The following is a 17362-nucleotide window of genomic DNA, read 5'->3' as shown; positions in this document are numbered from 1 at the left end:
CCAGTCACTATCTCGATCCGTTCACCCTGAGGAGTCGCTTTAGCGACGTCTCGAAGGGTTTGCGGACACAGTGCCTAGCCTTCGAGACGGGCTAAAGCCCTCCTCAGGCCGAACGGAGCATGGTAAAATCTGAGTTCCTTATTCATAACTCACGTTATTTTAAAAAACTGACAGCCCTCAGTAGTCCTTATTTATTTCTAATAAAACTCAAATGGGCTTCAGAAGAATGCTCTTTACTAAACCCATAATCTAACTCACTAAACTCTTTCAAATGCTGTAAGTTATCAATTCTGTGTTGCATAATAAATTTTGCCATTACTCCCCTTGCCTTCTTAGCATAAATACCAATCATTTTAATTTCATTATTCTTTCGCTCATAAAAATTAATAGTAATGATTGGATACTTGATTTTTTTATCATCTACGACTTTAAAATACTCTATAGAGGCAAGGTTAATCAGTATAGGGTTATCTTGAAGAGCTAATTGTTGATTCAATAGTTTAGTAACTGGATCACGCCAAAACTCATATAAATTTGCGCCACCAGGATTGGCGAGTCGAACACCCATTTCAAGTCGATAAGGCTGAATCTCATCCAAAGGCTTCAATAATCCGTAAAGACCGGATAGAATCGCCAAATGAGATTGAGCGTAGTCAATTTCATCTGCTGTCCAGCTTGAAGCCTGAAGTCCTTGATAGACATCACCCTGAAACAAAAACAAAGCAGGATAGGAGTGAGTCATAGAGCTCTCTTTAAGAGAGAACTCTTGGTAACGATTATAATTTAATACAGCCAAATTTTTCGATAAATCCATCAAAGTGGCAATTTGCTCAGCGGTTTGAGACTTCATAATCCTGGCTAGTTTTATAGTTTTATTTAACAATTGAGGATTTGAGGTTTTACCAGGATAAGGTTTTGTAAAGGTTGATAATTTTTTTGCTGGTGATAATAAAGTCAACATATGCAGGTACCTGTATTAAACTAAACTCTATAAATATTCTACCCTACGTAAATAAAACATTATAGCGTCATCAAGGTTCGTTCTAATAACCTTGTAATCTCATTCATTTTATTTAAAAAATCCCTGCTGTTTTCGCAGAGGTATTTTGTTAGTAGACTTTGCCTTATTTTCCCATACCTACCCGAGGTCTATGAATGTATACAGTAATTGGATCACTAATCAAAAGTACTTCACCAGCCGCACTAACAACTTGAACAGCAAGTTCATGAGATCCTCTGTAAATGCCGTTTAATTCAAAAGTCGTATTTGGTTGTGGTTCTCCCAGAACAGCCCGATCAAATATCATTTATAAATTATCACCCTCCGATAATTTAGGCTCTAATTCAACGGAAACAAGAATGTATCCTTGATTGTTGCGAATTGTTGCCCCATGAAGCGGCTCTCTAATCGCTATTTTGGTATACGGTTTATCACTATCACTGGTTTCACTACTCTTATTAGCTTCATGGGTAGCTGAACCGTCCTCTTCAGGAACAGAAGAAGGCAGTGATAGTGCTGAATAACTCTGACCTGCAGGAAGTTTGAGTTTCTCCGCACCTTGGTGCGGATTATCACTAAAATGAACAACTCCTTGACTATCTATCCAGGTATAAATTTCCGCATATGATGGGGAAAGTATCATCATTAATGCAGCAACCTGGAAGAATTTAGTCATCACTGTATCCCACAACCTTATAGACTGTAATATAACTCAAATTCAAAAGGATGGGTCAGGCTTCTGATTTTAGTTATTTCTTCTTCTTTCATCCTGATGTAATTATTTATAAAGTCTCTGCTGAACACATCACCTTGTAATAAAAATTCATGATCCGCCCGTAAATTTTCCATTGCGTGTTCCAAAGAAGAACAAACAGTTGGCACATCAACAAGTTCCTCAGGAGGTAAATCATACAGATCCTTGTCCATAGGTTGCCCTGGATGAATTTTCTTCTGAATACCATCAAGTCCAGCCATCATCATAGCTGAAAAAGCCAGATAAGGATTTGCTGTTGGATCAGGAAAGCGAACTTCGACACGACGTGCTTTAGGATTATGCACATGAGGTATGCGAATTGCAGCTGAACGATTTCTCGCGGAGTAAGCTAACAATACAGGAGCCTCAAATCCAGGAACCAGACGCTTATAGCTGTTAGTAGAAGGGTTAGTAAACGCATTTAAGGCGCGGGCATGTCTTACAATCCCCCCGATATAGTATAGAGCAGTTTCAGAAAGACCTGCATATTGATCGCCAGAAAATAAATTAACCCCATCTTTCACTAATGACTGGTGGCAGTGCATTCCACTTCCGTTATCACCAACTAAAGGTTTAGGCATAAAAGTCGCAGTTTTTCCATAGTTATGGGCAACATTGTGAATAACGTATTTTAAAATTTGCAACTCATCCGCTTTCTTGGTTAAGGTATTAAAACGCGTAGCTACCTCACACTGGTTTGCTGTCGCAACCTCATGATGATGAGCTTCAACCACAGCCCCCAATGACTCAAGAGTTAAACATATAGCTGAACGAATATCATGAGAGGAGTCTACAGGAGGAACTGGAAAATAACCGCCTTTTACAGTAGGTCTGTGGCCAATATTGCCCCCTTCTATTTCTTTACCCGAATTCCAATGCGCTTCATCTGAATCGATTTTGTAAAAAGAACCGCTGATACTGGTTTCCCATTGGACATTGTCAAATAAGAAAAACTCTGGTTCGGGACCAAAATTAACTTCATCCGCTATACCTGTAGACTGTAAATAAGCTTCCGCACGCTGCGCTAAAGAGCGTGGACAGCGATCATAGCCAATTCGAGTTTGCGGATCGACAACGTTGCAACGAATAAATAACGTATTATCCTGAAAAAATGGATCCAGTTGGATAGAATCAAAATCCGGCATAAGTGCCAAATCAGATTGATGAATTTTCTGCCATCCCTTGAATGATGAACCGTCTATCATTTTACCATTTTCAACAAAATCATCATCAGCAGCCGATACTGGAATAGTATAATGTTGCTCTTTACCTCGAATATCAGTAAATCTTAAATCAATAAACTTTGCGTCGTTTTCCCTAATTGCCTCAAGTACTACATTTTTACTCATCATTTAGTCTCCAGGATAGTCCGACTTCAAGTTTACCTTAAGTGACTTATGAAACCCAATAGATTACACTCTATAGTTTTAACTACAGTAAAATAATATGGGCGCGTACCAATATCAAGCGCTAAAAAAAAATGGCAGTCCTAATAAAGGCGTGATTGAAGCTGATTCGGAACGTCATGCCCGTCAGCTATTGCGTGAACAGGGATTAATACCGACCCAGATTCAAGCCTTGACCCAACAACGTGTTGCCAATACCAAGAGCAAAATATCAGCAGCTGACCTATCGTTACTCACCAGACAATTAGCTACCCTTCTTGCTGCAGGCATCCCTGTAGAGGAGTCATTACGTGGTGTGAGTGAACAAACTGAAAAAGATAAAGTAAGAGAGCTTATTATAGGAATTCGTGCCAAGGTGCTCGAAGGGTATGGTTTAGCACAAGCAATGGCTCAATACCCAAATGCTTTTCCTGAATTATATCGGGCCACTGTAGGTTCAGGAGAACAAACTGGACGCCTGGATTTAGTTTTGGAAAAATTGGCCGACTATACTGAAAATCAACAAAGTACCCGTCAAAAAGTTCAGCAGGCCTTGATTTATCCACTTATCATGATCATTGTTTCTGCGGCGATTATTAGCTTTTTACTTACCTTTGTAGTTCCTAAAATTATTGAAGTGTTTACCAGTAGTGGGCAAACCCTACCCGGAATGACGCAACTGCTCATTGCATTTAGTCATTTTGTTAAAGCATATGGTCTTTATACCCTGATTCTTATTCTTCTTGCTGTTGTTGGTTTCAAAAAAAGTTTGAACAATATAAAAATTAAAACTGCATGGCATCGTCTGATTCTTCGATTACCCATTGTGTCCTATCTGGCAAAAACAATAAACGTTGCCCGCTACATTCATACCTTTGGAATACTGTTTGCCGCAGGGGTGAGCGTATTGGAAACCATGCGTGTTTCAGCAAGTCTTGTGACCAATATTGTGATGAGGCAAGCATTTGATACGGCTACACTGCGCGTCAGGGAAGGAAGTGGTATTCATGAGGCACTTAAAGAAACTCGCTTCATCAGTCCCATGGCAATTCATTTAATTGCTAGCGGTGAAAAAAGTGGGCAACTTTCCAATATGATGGAACGTTCAGCCAATCATCTGGATAATGAAGTAAAGCGATTGATTGATACCTCATTAACTCTGTTAGAACCTATGGTGATTTTAATGATGGGTGCTGTGGTTCTTTTTATTGTTTTAGCTACACTATTGCCCATATTTTCTATGGAGCAATTAGTTGCTTAAAGGATGATTCCCTATAAAATAGAATTGGCTTTTTTAATGATGTGGTCGGAATTTTGCCATTTTAAACAGCATTTAACTTGGTCAAAGACACTACTTTGTATCAATTTCTAAATGGCGAGAATCCAGAGAGGTTGACACATTAAAAATGTGTTATGTTTACCATTTAGCTTTCAGAGGAACAAATATGAATCGACAAAAGGGTTTTTCATTAATTGAAATTATGGTCGTTGTCGTTATATTAGGCATTCTAGCCTCTATAGTCGTACCTAAAATAATGGGCCGTCCTGATGAAGCTCGTAAAGTAAAGGCAAAACAAGATGTGCTGGCCATCCAAAATGCACTTGATCTATATAAGCTTGATAATGGCACATACCCCAGTACTGACCAGGGTTTGATGGCCCTGGTAGAAAAACCATCAAATAATCCCACACCAAACAATTGGAAACAATATCTTAAGTCTGTTCCTAAAGATCCATGGGGAAGAGATTATCTTTACTTAAATCCAGGGCAACACGGTGATGTAGATGTGTTTACACTTGGGGCAGAGGGACAACCTGGGGGAACAGGAATTAATGCGGAGATTGGTAACTGGGATGATCACTAATCGAGGTTTTACCTTAATCGAAATATTAATCGTCATTGTTATTATAGGCATCACCGCGGGTTTTGCCTTAATTTCTTTCGGGGATTTTGGCGAAAGCAGGCGAGTTTTGTTTTCAGCCGATCAATTAGTAAATACTCTTAAATTAGCCCAACAAAAAGCTATTTTAGAAACCAGCACCCTGGGTCTTCGCATCGATAATACCAGTTATCAGATTTTACGATTTCGAAACATCTCTGGTTGGGAACCGATCTCTAATAAAGGTGTCTTTAAGGTTAATTATTTCCCTAAAAATACGTTCATAACTCTTAAAACCAATAACAAACCCCATCCGGGAGCACCACCCATAATTATCAATTCCTCTGGGGACATGACCCCTTTTACCTTAGGTTTTGGAACCAATAAAGACATAATTATCACCCTTCGGGGTACTCATAATGGTAATCTGAGTTTTTCTACGGCTAATCCCAAATGAGCCCTCATTCACAATTTAATCTAAAAATATCAGGATTTACTCTGGTTGAAGTGTTGCTGGCACTTACTGTTATTGCTATAGCGTTAACGGCCCTATTAAAGGCCACCGCTCAAAATATAGAGAGCACTCATCGCATCAAAGAGAAAACAATTAGTCATTGGGTTGCAATGCAAGGGGTCTCCATGATTCAGTTAAATCTCATCCAACTAAACCAGAGTCAGGAAGCAACACAGATTACCAAGATGCTTGGACAGCGTTGGTATTGGAGGGCACAATTTAGCGCTACCCCCATAAAAAAAATGCAGCAAATCACTATTTCGGTTAGTCAAAAACAATCGGGGCCTTTTCGTGAGGAACTTGTTGCCTTCAGGTACTTGGGATGAACACTAGCAAGGGATTTACTCTAATTGAAATTTTAATTGCTCTTACTGTTTTTGCAATATTAGCAACGATTACTTCTTCTTCATTATATTATGCATTCACTACTCGTACCCGCGTTAATGCTCAAGCTGAGCGTTTAAATGCCTTACAGCTTGCGGTTAGTATCATTCAACAAGACACATCACAAGCTTTAGAGAGAGCGATTAGAGGGAATGAAATGCATTTATTTCCGATTTTTGTTGGACAACCTCAATATCTGGAACTGACTCGAGATGGCAACGTTAATCCTCAAAGCCTGGAAAAACGCAGCAGCCTGAAACGTATCGCTCTTGTCTGCATGGATGGGGCACTTCTACATCGTACATGGCCCAGCCTTGATCCTGCCAATAGAAATACTTATGAGGATAAACTATTACTCGATAGTGTAACTGGATGTCGTTTTAATTACTTAAATCAAAGCTTACAGTTATTACCTGAATGGCGAGAACAAGCAGTCAATCAAAACCAAGGCAAAGAACCGTTACCTAAAGCAATCCAAATCAACATAACATTGCAAGAATGGGGTGAAATCAACCTGCTGTTTATCATTCCGGGGGCACTTTATGCATCAACTTAAAAAATCTTTCGGTGGTGCCCTGCTAACGGCTTTATTTATTATGACTTTAGTTGCAATCGTAGCTACAGCTATGAGCACCAGGTTGCAATTAGATATTTACCGAACGCGATTAACGATAACTCACGATAAACTATATCTTGCATCACAAGCTGTACTGTTCTGGGCAATGAATGAACTAAATGGTAATACCAGGAAATTTACCAAATTAGATAAACAAGGTATGGTTGCTCAATATCCTGGAAAAATGGAACGCCTGGTTGATCAGATACAATTAAACGGGGGTCTTTATGATTTACAGGCGCGTTTTAATCTCAATAATTTGATTGAAAAAAAATTATTGCCTGTATTTATTGATCTTATCGGTCATACTACTCACCAGTTAAATAGTAAAGAACAACTCAATTTAGCCCTTGGAGTCCAAAACTGGTTAACTGCTTATGATCTTGCTCGTGGTAAGGATAATTACAGCACCTATTACCTCTCACAAAAGCCCCCCTATTATCCAAGTCATCAATTAATGAGCAGTGCTACTGAATTTAGATTAATCAAAGATGTTTCTTCAGAATTATACCAGGCTATAGGTCCTTTTATTACTGCTTTACCAGAAACAATCCCAATAAATATCAATACAGCTTCAAAAAAAGTACTCATGTCCCTTGGTAATGGAATAACTGAAGCACAAGTCAATGAGTTAATTATGGCAAGAGGTGAAAATGGAATTACAGATCTTAAAGACATAACTGAACTGGCTAAAAAAATTAATTTACCCAACGAGCAAATTACTATAGAAAGCAAATATTTCCTTAGTGTAGCATTTGTAACCAGCGATGAGTTTCAATTGACCGTTTATACTTTACTAAAACGAAGTAAGGATAAACAAGGAAAAATATCCGTCGGTGTTATCCGAGAGAGCATTAACACTTTTTAAAAATCTGCGTCACCTTTTGCGCCCTTAAGCTTTTTACCTGAACTGAGGATAAAAACCTTATTTGTACTTTATTGCTATTACAATACTTTCAAGATGGGAAGCAAAAGTAGTAATAGATTTGGGCGGATGTTATCCTATACGGGATACTTATAAGGAATATAAATATAAAATATGATTATTCTTCGCCATGTTTCTAAATCCTTCGATAATAAACAAACTTTTTCCGTTAAAAACATCAACTTATCGATTTTAGATGGTGAGACATTAGTATTGGTGGGTTCATCTGGAGGTGGAAAATCAACCTTGCTTAAATTATTAAATCATACAATTAAACCTACCACTGGTACGATTGAAATAGATGGGATGCCAATTCAGGAGTATCCTAAGGTTCAATTACGTCGATCCATGGGCTTTGTCTTTCAACATACCGGTTTATTTCCTCATCTGACTGTGGCTAAGAATATCGCCATTATCATGCATCTGATGAAAACTCCAAAAAAACAACGGACGGAACGAGTTAATGAGCTTCTGCGCCTGGTTAATTTAGAACCGGAGAAATATTTTGATCGCTATCCTGATGAATTATCAGGAGGAGAGCAACAGCGAGTAGGAGTGGCTCGTGCTCTTGCTAACAATCCAAAGTATATATTGATGGATGAACCTTTTGCTGCCCTGGATGCTATTACGCGTGAAACGCTCCAAAATGAAATAATCGGATTAAAACAAAAACTGAAAAAAACAATTATTTTCGTAACGCATGATATTAATGAAGCATTTCGCTTGGCCGATCGAATTGCTATTATGAATGAAGGTTGTTTTGAACAAGTTGGAACGAGGGATGAGGTTTTTGCCAAACCCGCTACTGAATTTGTTAAACAATTACTGATATCTAAAATGAACTATTGAACATGGACTTTATAATAGAACATTTACCCCAATTACAAACAAAACTGGTCGAGCATATCAACATATCTCTTACGGCCATGTTTTTTGCAATTATTCTTGGTATTAGTTTAGGGATCCTGATTACTCGCTTGCCGAAATTAAAAAATCCCGTCCTTGGGTTAACCAATATATTTCAAACGATACCCAGTATTGCTTTACTTGGATTTCTTATTCCTTTGGTCGGAATAGGATTAACACCCACTCTGATTGCTCTTATTGTTTATGCCCTGCTTCCCATAACCAGTAATACTTATATTGGTTTGAAAGGAATAGCACCTACCTATAATCAAGTCGCTAATAGCTTAGGCTTTACTCGTTGGCAGCGCTTACACCTCATTGAATTACCCTTAGCACTTCCTGTAATCATGGGCGGTGTCAGAATTTCGATGGCTATGACTATCAGTATAACAACCATTGCAGCTTTTATAGGAGCTGGTGGGTTAGGTGACTTTATTACCCAAGGTTTATCACTCAATGATCAAAATCTTATTTTATTAGGTGCGATCCCTACGGCCCTGCTGGCTTTAACCATGGATTACAGTATTGTCATTTTGACTTCACTGTTGTCGCAACGTCATCGTTTGATATTACGATTTAAAAAAACAAAAGTTCTGATCGTAAGTCTAGTCGTTGTCATGCTACTCACCATAGTCAGCTATGATTTTGTTGTTTTTTTTAGCAAAGACAAACGAGACACTCATCTTGTAATAGGTAGTAAAAATTTTACGGAACAGTATGTTTTAGGCTATTTGATGGCCGATTTGATTGAGGCAAAAACTCATTTGCATGTTGACAAGAAATTTAATCTTGGAACAACAGCTATTTTGCAAAATGCGTTGCTTTCGGGACAAGTCGATCTTTATCCGGAATATACAGGAACAGCGTATCTTGTAGTTTTAAAGCAAAAAAAAATTAAAAATCCACAAAAGACTTATCAGTTCGTTCAAGATGCCTATTTGAACCAGTTCCAGCTAGTTTGGCTCAGCCCCTTTGGTTTTTATAATGCGGAGTCATTAGCGGTGAAAGAGCAATTTGCAGAGCAAAATAACTTGATTAACCTGAGCGATTTAGTACAGATGGGAAGTCAAATAACTCTTGCGGCTCCTGCAGAATTCTTAAGCCGTCCCGATGGATTGCCTGGCTTGACTCATGTGTACGGGTTTAAGTTTAAGAAAATCGTGCAAATGCAGCCTGATTTGGTTTACCATGCGATTCAAAATGACAAAGTACAAGCCATAGGTGCGTTTACCACAGACGGAAGAATCACTGAGTTTAATTTACGTTTACTAACCGATAATAAACATTTTTATCCACCCTACTATGCTGCTCCTGTAATACGTAATTCGGTATTAAAAAAATATCCTCAAATTGCTGTTGTATTGAAACCGTTGTTAGGCACTATTGATAATGAAACCATGCAACATTTAAACTATCTTGTTGATGTGAAAAAAATCAGTCCCCAAAAGGTAGCACATGATTTTTTAGTAGAACGCAGACTTATTTAACTTTAAGGTTTCAAAACCTGTAAATGCCTCAGCCTTAAGCAATTTATTCTTGTTTAATCCCCAGATGAAAGCCTTATCTCTTCATGATTCTAATGGATTAAGATTTTCCAGCGTCGTAGGAATTAATTCGGAAACAGTTGGATGAATATGAACAGCATCACGCAGTAATGTATAGGGTTTATCGGCATACATAACATCCAAAATTGAGTGAATAATTTCATCAGCATTAACGCCAATAATCGCAGCACCCAGTATTTTTTTTGTGCTTTTATCGATTAAAACTTTGATGAATCCAATTGGTTCACCTTTTATCATAGCCCGCTTCACTTGAGTCATGGGGCGTTTGGCTACTAAAGCCTCATAACCCTTCGCGCGGATTTCAGCTTCAGTCATGCCGCATCTTCCCAGAGAAGGATCAGTATAAAGAGCATAAGCCTGAATTCGATCAGTTACTTTACGTGCTGCTCCATGGAGTAGATTATCCGCAATAATTTGAAAGTCATTATACGCTGTATGAGTAAAAGCACCCCGGCCATTACACTCCCCCAGTGCCCAGATGTTCGGAACAGTAGTTGCTAACTTGTCGTTGACAAGTATGATACCGCGTTCATCAACTTTAATATCGGTATGTTCAAGGCCTAAGTTATCCGTATTAGGCCTGCGCCCAATTGCTATAAGCACATGAGAGCCTCTAATTTTTTTATCGCCATTAGAGGTTATATTTGCAGTAATATGATCGTCTGAGGCTGAAAAAGATAGAGAACTGGCATTCAAATGTACATCAATGCCTGACTGTTGCATAAGTTCAAGAACTGTATCACATACATCCGGATCTTCTCGAGGAATGAGACTCGTTGCTTTTTCAATGATGGTAACTTTAGCACCAAAACGTCGAAATATTTGAGCAAATTCAAGCCCGATATAGCTGCCCCCGACAACTATTAAATGACCGGGCACTATATCCAGTTCCAAAATGGAAGAATTGGTCAAATATTCGACTTGATCAAGTCCTTCAATCGGCGGGACTGATGCACGCGCACCCACATTGATGAATATTTTTTCAGCGGTTAACACTTCATCATTGACGGACAGTTTGTAATTCTCAATAAAGCTGGCATGACCTTGGACTACTGTAACGTTTGGCGTATTTTTTAACCATTGTTCTACACCCTGACTGGCTTTACTGACTATGTTGTCCTTCCGTTCCTTCACTTTCTCCATATTAGTTTTAATACTGCCATTTATCTCGATGCCGAAATCATCGGCACGTTGAGCATGATGGGCAATTTCAGCGCTTGCAACCAACGTCTTTGTAGGAATACACCCTGTATTAACACAACTACCACCAAATTTGTTTCTTTCAATAATTGCCACACTCATGCCTGATTGAGCCAAGCGAACTGCCAACGAAGGTCCTGCTTGTCCTGTTCCAACGATAATAGCATCAAATTTTTTCACCATACGCTCCTTGTAAACACTCCACCCCTTAGTCCTTTAAAGATAGCATAGTACAGTGGACCCCATTGTCAAGACAGCGATCCGTTTAATTTAAGATATAACTTTAATTCTACTTTCTTTCGTTGACGAGGGTGCGTAGCACACGAGTCAACCACAATAGCAGTTAATGAAACACCTGTTATTGAGCCTGTGGGTATGTGGGCGCGAAGCCATCGAGTGTGGTCAAGCGGTGGATAACGTCTTTTTGTTATCCATGGCTTGTCCACATGTCCCGAAGGGCGATGGCTGATCCGCAGGACGCGTCCACATATCCACAGGCATTCCATTACGCTGCAGCCTCATATAGGCCAGCATAAACCTCTGACGGCGTGTATATTCCAAATGATTGATGAGGTCTTTCGTCGTTATAAAACTTGAAATACACCCTTAAACCATTTCGTAGTGCTAAAACTGTTCCGTATTCTTTTATGTAAATATCTTCATATTTGACTGAACGCCATAGCCGTTCAATGAACACATTATCCATCCATCGACCTTTCCCGTCCATGCTAATTTTGATGTCATGGTCTTTTAAAACATCGGTAAACGCCTTACTGGTAAACTGGGAGCCTTGATCCGTATTAAAAATATCAGGCCTGCCGTGGAGCCTGATGGCGCTCTCCAACGCGCTTACACAAAAGTCATCATCCATGCTGTTTGATACCTTCCAAGAGAGCACCTTGCGGCTATACCAGTCCATTATTGCCACCAAATATACAAAGCCTCCTTGCATCCTAACGTAGGTAATATCGGTGCACCAAACCTGATTGGGTCGATCAATCACTAAACCACGTAGCAAGTAGGGATAAACCTTTTGTTCCTTGTTCTTTTTACTCGTATTCGGCTTTGGTGCCACTGAAACCAGACCCATGATCCGCATCAAACGCTGCACTCTCTTACGGTTAACGTCATGGCCAAGGCGACGTAAATAAGAACGCATCTTTCTGCTTCCATAGAAAGGATGGCGCATGTATTCCTCATCAATCAAGACCATCAAAGCCAGATTCTCTGGGCTCTCGGTACATATTCCTTCGCCAGCAGTGCGATAGTAGCTAGCGCGTGACAAATTAACCAATGCACATTGGCGTACGATGCTGAGTGTAGGGTGATTGACATCAATCATGGCTCGCTTCTCCCGCACGCTCAACTTAGATGACCGGTCTTTTTTTTAAGCCAGTCTAACTCAACCGCTAGCTGGCCTATTTGCGTGTATAATCGATCTCGTTCTTGTATGATGGAGTCCATGTCTTTGTCATGCTTGCCGCTAAACAATTGCTTGCTTCCATCCAGTAATTGTTTTTTCCACAGATTGATTTGTGTTGCATGCACCTCAAATTCAGATGCCAATTCATTGGTCGTCTTGTGACTTTTTAATGCCTCAATTGCTACCTTTGCTTTGAAGTCAGATGTAAATTTTTTTTTAGCCACTTGGTACCCCGTTTAACAATGGTTTCTATTTTACACCACTGTCTCATTTTTGGGGTCCACTATATAGAGATATGGACTTATGTCTTTAGATGTTTAAATTTCCATGAGCGCATCATATAGTTAAAACTTTTACATACTCTACTCATCCACGATCTATAGTACTGTAACAGTGAAAATGACTATGATATATTCACCTGTTACAACATGTTAAAATGAATTTGATAAAGTTTAGAATGCCAGGTATTTTTCTTATAGAGTTTAGGAAAATAAGTTAGGTCAGTTTGATTCGATAATTACAGGAGCTCATGGATGGCAAATATTGTCCCTCAACTAAAGGTACGATTTACAATAGTTATTCGACATATAATCCAGTCAACAACTGCTTGCCTCCTAGCTATGACAAAAGGAAATTTATCAGTTCTGACTTCACAGCATTGGAAAATTGCATTTTCTACAGGATTAGGCGCTGGCTTAATCGCTTTATTGGTTTCCTATGGCAATTGGGTCAAATTTCAAACATCTCGTTACGGAGTAGCATTTATTGCTTTTGTAGGAACATTTATTGCCGACTATGTAAGCCATAGTAGTGGTAGTTCTTGGAAAGAAACATTTGCTACAGCTATTGGAGCAGCACTCCTGTCTTTATTTGTATCTTTTACTCCTCTTGATAGATACGTGGCCCTACTACAGAAAGAGAAAATTAAAGAGAATGTAACGTAACGGATTATTTTGACCCAACATGTTTGTTATGAATTGATACCTTGAATTAACGATAAGCCAGGATACAAACATCAACCCACATGACGTATTTCTACTAAGAGTCTTTATAATCAATCATCGTTTTGAGCTTTACTTTCTAAAGGCCCCATTTCTTTAATTATTTTTTCGGCATCTTTTTTATCCTGTTCCGTTAGTTTACTATCTAAAGCTTTAAGCTCTTTTCCTGCTTCCTCATTTTTATTTTCAGCTGCAATTTTAAGCCATGCATAAGCTTTTATTAAACTTTTAGGAACACCTAAGCCAGCCATATACATATAACCTAACTTAGCTTGACCTACAGAGTTACCTTGAGCGGCTGACTTACCAAACCAAAATGCAGCCTGTTGGTAGTCTTTATCAACCCCAGTACCCGTCAACAGTAACTGACCAATTTGTGCCTGTGCCTCGGGTTGACCTTTTTCTGCCGCAGCTTGATACCAGTAAGCCGCTTTTTGTGGGTTAGCCTCTACTCCATATCCTTTCAGGTAATAATATCCTAAGTATGTCCCTGCATTTGCATGACCTTGACTCGCAGCCTGAGAAAACCAATAAAAAGCAATTTTATCATCAGCAGCGACTCCTCCTTGTTGGCCGGTGTACAAAAGGCCTAAGCTATATGCGCCCTTTTCATCACCTTGTTCTGCTGCTTTTTGGTACCATTCCAGGGCTTTATTCACGTCCTTAGGCGCTCCTTTTCCGGTCATATACTGATATGCCAAATTGACCTGAGCTTTACTGTAACCTTGTTCTGCTGCTTTTTTAAACCAGGTAAATGCATTAGTATCACTTTGTTGAACCCCATCGCCTGTTGCATACATCAAGCCTACATTTCTTTGGGCAATAGCATTTCCTTGCTCTGCTGCTTTCATATACCATTTAAAAGCTTCTGGATAGTTTTGTGCTACACCTTTACCTGAATCATATATAAATCCAAGGCTTAATTGAGATAATGCATTATTTTTGTCAGCGGATTTTTGATACCAGTTTTTTGCTGCCTCATAACTCTCCGGTATACCATAGCCATATTGATGCATGCGGCCTAATAGATACATCGCCTCATCGTTACCTTCTTTTGCAGCCTCCATTAAATGAGGGTATGCTGTGCTGTAGTCGCCATTTTCATAAGCCGCAAAACCAATTAACTCATCTGCAAACGACGAGTTAGCTGTTAGCAACAATAGTGCCAAAATGAACCCGCGCATACCTACTCCAATTCAATTCCCCTATCTATAGAGTAGAATATTAGGCCAACAAAGCAAGTTATTGACCATTTCCGATAAATTTAAAAGTGTTTTAGCCTGGCCATCCTTTGCTTTACAACAACTATAATCATTCTATTTTTTTAAAAATATAAGAGCTCATAAGCTCTCCTCTTGTCGGTAGTGGATCTGTGTTTAGAAAAAAATAACAACCAGGAGTTTTAACTAACCCAAATAACATCAAAGAAGGTAGAATGTGTAAAACGCGTAGCAACAGTTGAAGACATTCAACTAAAAATTAATATTTTTAACTATTGAAAGGAGGAAATTTTGACGCATATCACGGAGGGGCCAAATGAACAGCATGTTTTAAAGATATCCATCGTGGTCACTTGTTTTTTATCAGCGGTCGGAATCGTATTCGGATTATTATCTGGATCATTAGCCATCGTATTTGATGGTATGTTTGATATGATTGATGCTGTTATGTCAATTCTTGCTTTTTTTGTCACCCGACTTTTAACAAGTGAGGGAAACCGCCGATTTCAATATGGTTATTGGCACGTTGAACCCATGGTACTTGTATTCAACGGAAGCATTCTTATCCTGCTCTCTGCGTATGCATTAATCAACGCCATTGGTAGCTTACTATCTGGAGGTCGAGAAATGAACTTCGGCCTGGCATTGGTTATTGCTCTGTTGATGTCTGTTATGTCCATGGGCATGTACGGCTATGTACGACATAAAAATATCAAGGTGAATTCAGAGTTCTTGAGACTTGACGCTCACAGTTGGTTTATGTCCGGCTCTATTTCATTATCTCTTTTACTTGCTTTTGCTATTGCTCAATTAATGCAAGGAAGCAATTACCAATATCTAACCCCCTTCGTTGATCCTTTTGTTTTAGCTATCCTTTCAACTTTTTTAATTTTTTTTCCTATGCCGACGGTGCGTAATGCAATGCGCGATATTTTCCTCATCGCCCCCTTTAGTCTTGATGAAAAAGTAAGGGAATTTTTAGATGAATTAGTCATACGACACCAATTTAAGACTTACTCAAGTTATGTCGCTAAAATTGGTCGCGCCCAATTTATTGAAATCCATATAGTTGTCCCCCCAGGATATCCAATCGCCAGCGTTGAAGCATTGGATGTAATTCGCCATGAAATTGCAGATGCTATGGGAGGAGAAAGCCCGCAGCGCTGGCTCACAATTGTTTTTACTGCTAACGAAAGCTGGATTTAAAAAAACCAGTATATTCTCATAAATAACACAGAATAAAGCAAATTTGTTTGACAAGCCAGATATGGAAATACCGCGCAGAAACCGCGGCACGTAGGCATAGTATCAAGTTTCAAAATTATTACAGTTATTCTTTTTTGAGGATACATTCGTTCAAGATGACGCCTCCCGTCAAGAAATACATTCTTATTACAATGCTTCAAATATAGCAGCAGCACCCATGCCAGTGCCGATACACATCGTTACCATTCCATATCGACCATTGGTACGTTTCAATCCATGGAGCAAAGTTGCGGTTCTTATTGTTCCTGTGGCACCTAATGGATGGCCTAAGGCGATGGCGCCACCCAAAGGATTTACCTTGTCTCGGGGCAGATCAAGTTCTTTAATCACTGCCAAAGCTTGGGCTGCGAATGCTTCATTAAGCTCTATCCAATCCAATTGATCTAAACGAATTCCGGCACGTTTTAAAGCAAGCGGGATTGCTTTAATCGGTCCTATCCCCATAATTTCTGGTGGCACTCCTGCTACAGCAAAGCTGAGCAATCGACCCATCGGTTTTAAATTATATTGCTTTAAAGCCTGCTCACTGGCTAACAACGCAATTCCAGCCCCATCGCTGGTCTGAGAACTATTTCCTGCGGTGACCGTTCCTTTGGCAGCAAAAACAGGTTTTAATCGTGAAATCACATCATAGGAGGTATCTGCTCTGGGACCCTCATCTTCACTAATTAATTTTTTCTTAATCACTACTGATGAGGTTTCCAAGTCCGCATGCCTGATAGTAATCTCTATAGGACTTATTTCTTCTTTAAAGAAACCATTATTCTGTGCTGCTACAGCTTTCTTGTGACTTTCAGAGGCAAACTCATCCTGTTGCTCCCGACTGATGTTCCAGCGTTTGGCAACATTTTCAGCAGTAATTCCCATTCCATAGGCAATAGCAATATCTTCTTTATTAAATATTGAGGGATTGGCCGTATATTTATTGCCTCCCAAAGGCACCATAGACATACTTTCAACTCCACCACCAAGAGCCAGGTGGAAATCACCGTTAAGAATTGAACCCGCAGCAGTCGCAATACTTTGTACTCCGGAAGAGCAAAAACGGTTAATAGTCATTGCAGGAACAGACTCGGGTAGATCAGCTAGTAACGATGCAACACGAGCGACGTTCATCCCCTGCTCTGCCTCAGGCATAGCACAACCAATAACTACATCTCCGATTTCCTGCCAATCTACAGATTGGTTTCTATGAGTTAAACATTTTATCGTATGTGCCAATAAGTCGTCTGGCAACGTATGTTTAAACACGCCTCTCGGTGCTTTACCAACCGGAGTGCGCAATACATCAGCTATATATACATTTGTCATAACTAAATCTCC

General features: G+C 39.4%; 16 protein-coding genes and 1 pseudogene. 10 read left to right on the top strand and 7 right to left on the bottom strand.

Annotation, left to right across the window (positions count from 1 at the left end; all coding sequences use genetic code 11):
• Positions 1 to 187: 187 nt before the first annotated feature.
• From yaaA to glnA, 3 genes are all read right to left on the bottom strand, one after another.
• A complete protein-coding gene (gene yaaA, locus HRS36_RS08335; protein WP_173236944.1) occupies positions 188 to 961 on the bottom strand; it encodes a peroxide stress protein YaaA in 774 nt (257 codons plus the stop codon).
• Between the two features lie 346 nt (positions 962 to 1307).
• The gene (locus tag HRS36_RS08330; RefSeq protein ID WP_226905608.1) at positions 1308 to 1676 is read right to left on the bottom strand and encodes a DUF4124 domain-containing protein; all 369 of its coding nucleotides are present in this window, start codon (positions 1674 to 1676) and stop codon (positions 1308 to 1310) included.
• Between the two features lie 17 nt (positions 1677 to 1693).
• Positions 1694 to 3103 (bottom strand): type I glutamate--ammonia ligase, encoded by a 1410-nt coding sequence (gene glnA, locus HRS36_RS08325; protein ID WP_173238493.1) that lies wholly within the window; start codon positions 3101 to 3103, stop codon positions 1694 to 1696.
• A gap of 97 nt (positions 3104 to 3200) precedes the next feature.
• Between glnA and lspF the strand changes: the two genes are divergently transcribed.
• From lspF to HRS36_RS08285, 8 genes are all read left to right on the top strand, one after another.
• Positions 3201 to 4400: a GspF family T2SS innner membrane protein variant LspF gene (gene lspF, locus HRS36_RS08320; RefSeq protein ID WP_173236943.1), complete on the top strand. Its 1200-nt coding sequence runs from the start codon at positions 3201 to 3203 to the stop codon at positions 4398 to 4400.
• Between the two features lie 184 nt (positions 4401 to 4584).
• Positions 4585 to 5004: a GspG family T2SS major pseudopilin variant LspG gene (lspG, locus tag HRS36_RS08315; RefSeq protein ID WP_173236942.1), complete on the top strand. Its 420-nt coding sequence runs from the start codon at positions 4585 to 4587 to the stop codon at positions 5002 to 5004.
• Positions 4994 to 5476: a type II secretion system minor pseudopilin GspH gene (gspH, locus tag HRS36_RS08310; RefSeq protein WP_173236941.1), complete on the top strand. Its 483-nt coding sequence runs from the start codon at positions 4994 to 4996 to the stop codon at positions 5474 to 5476. Before lspG ends, gspH begins: the two co-directional genes overlap by 11 nt.
• Positions 5473 to 5859, top strand: a complete 387-nt coding sequence (gene lspI, locus HRS36_RS08305) for a GspI family T2SS minor pseudopilin variant LspI (protein WP_173236940.1) — start codon at positions 5473 to 5475, stop codon at positions 5857 to 5859. The genes gspH and lspI overlap by 4 nt, the downstream gene beginning before the upstream one ends.
• Positions 5856 to 6473, top strand: coding sequence for a GspJ family T2SS minor pseudopilin variant LspJ (gene lspJ / locus HRS36_RS08300; RefSeq protein ID WP_173236939.1), 618 nt, complete (start codon positions 5856 to 5858; stop codon positions 6471 to 6473). Before lspI ends, lspJ begins: the two co-directional genes overlap by 4 nt.
• Positions 6460 to 7401 carry a type II secretion system minor pseudopilin GspK gene (gene gspK, locus HRS36_RS08295; protein ID WP_173236938.1) on the top strand — a complete coding sequence of 314 codons (942 nt, stop codon included), beginning with the start codon at positions 6460 to 6462 and terminating at the stop codon, positions 7399 to 7401. The genes lspJ and gspK overlap by 14 nt, the downstream gene beginning before the upstream one ends.
• 171 nt (positions 7402 to 7572) lie before the next feature.
• Entirely contained in the window at positions 7573 to 8307 is a 735-nt protein-coding gene (locus tag HRS36_RS08290) for an ATP-binding cassette domain-containing protein (RefSeq protein WP_173236937.1), read from the top strand.
• Positions 8308 to 8309: 2 nt separating this feature from the next.
• Positions 8310 to 9851: a glycine betaine ABC transporter substrate-binding protein gene (locus HRS36_RS08285; RefSeq protein ID WP_173236936.1), complete on the top strand. Its 1542-nt coding sequence runs from the start codon at positions 8310 to 8312 to the stop codon at positions 9849 to 9851.
• Between the two features lie 81 nt (positions 9852 to 9932).
• Here HRS36_RS08285 and HRS36_RS08280 read toward each other — a convergent pair whose 3' ends face one another.
• Together HRS36_RS08280 and HRS36_RS08275 are read right to left on the bottom strand one after the other, a co-directional pair.
• Entirely contained in the window at positions 9933 to 11312 is a 1380-nt protein-coding gene (locus HRS36_RS08280) for an FAD-containing oxidoreductase (protein ID WP_173236935.1), read from the bottom strand.
• A 322-nt stretch (positions 11313 to 11634) separates the two neighbouring features.
• Positions 11635 to 12776: pseudogene (locus tag HRS36_RS08275) on the bottom strand (IS3 family transposase).
• Between the two features lie 309 nt (positions 12777 to 13085).
• On the opposite strand from HRS36_RS08275, the gene HRS36_RS08270 reads away from it, so the two are divergent.
• On the top strand, positions 13086 to 13496 hold the full coding sequence (locus HRS36_RS08270) for a hypothetical protein (protein ID WP_173236934.1): 411 nt from the start codon (positions 13086 to 13088) through the stop codon (positions 13494 to 13496).
• Between the two features lie 110 nt (positions 13497 to 13606).
• Here HRS36_RS08270 and HRS36_RS08265 read toward each other — a convergent pair whose 3' ends face one another.
• Positions 13607 to 14737 carry an SEL1-like repeat protein gene (locus HRS36_RS08265; RefSeq protein ID WP_173236933.1) on the bottom strand — a complete coding sequence of 377 codons (1131 nt, stop codon included), beginning with the start codon at positions 14735 to 14737 and terminating at the stop codon, positions 13607 to 13609.
• A 336-nt stretch (positions 14738 to 15073) separates the two neighbouring features.
• Between HRS36_RS08265 and HRS36_RS08260 the strand changes: the two genes are divergently transcribed.
• Entirely contained in the window at positions 15074 to 15979 is a 906-nt protein-coding gene (locus HRS36_RS08260; RefSeq protein ID WP_420814326.1) for a cation diffusion facilitator family transporter, read from the top strand.
• Between the two features lie 186 nt (positions 15980 to 16165).
• Here the strand turns inward: HRS36_RS08260 and HRS36_RS08255 are convergent, their stop codons facing one another.
• Positions 16166 to 17350 (bottom strand): acetyl-CoA C-acyltransferase, encoded by a 1185-nt coding sequence (locus HRS36_RS08255; RefSeq protein ID WP_173236931.1) that lies wholly within the window; start codon positions 17348 to 17350, stop codon positions 16166 to 16168.
• Positions 17351 to 17362 lie beyond the last annotated feature (12 nt).

The organism is Legionella antarctica, from assembly GCF_011764505.1.
Classification (GTDB): Bacteria; Pseudomonadota; Gammaproteobacteria; order Legionellales; family Legionellaceae; genus Legionella; species Legionella antarctica.
Note: the sequence above shows the minus strand (reverse complement) of the source record. Positions and strands in the feature narration are given on the sequence as shown.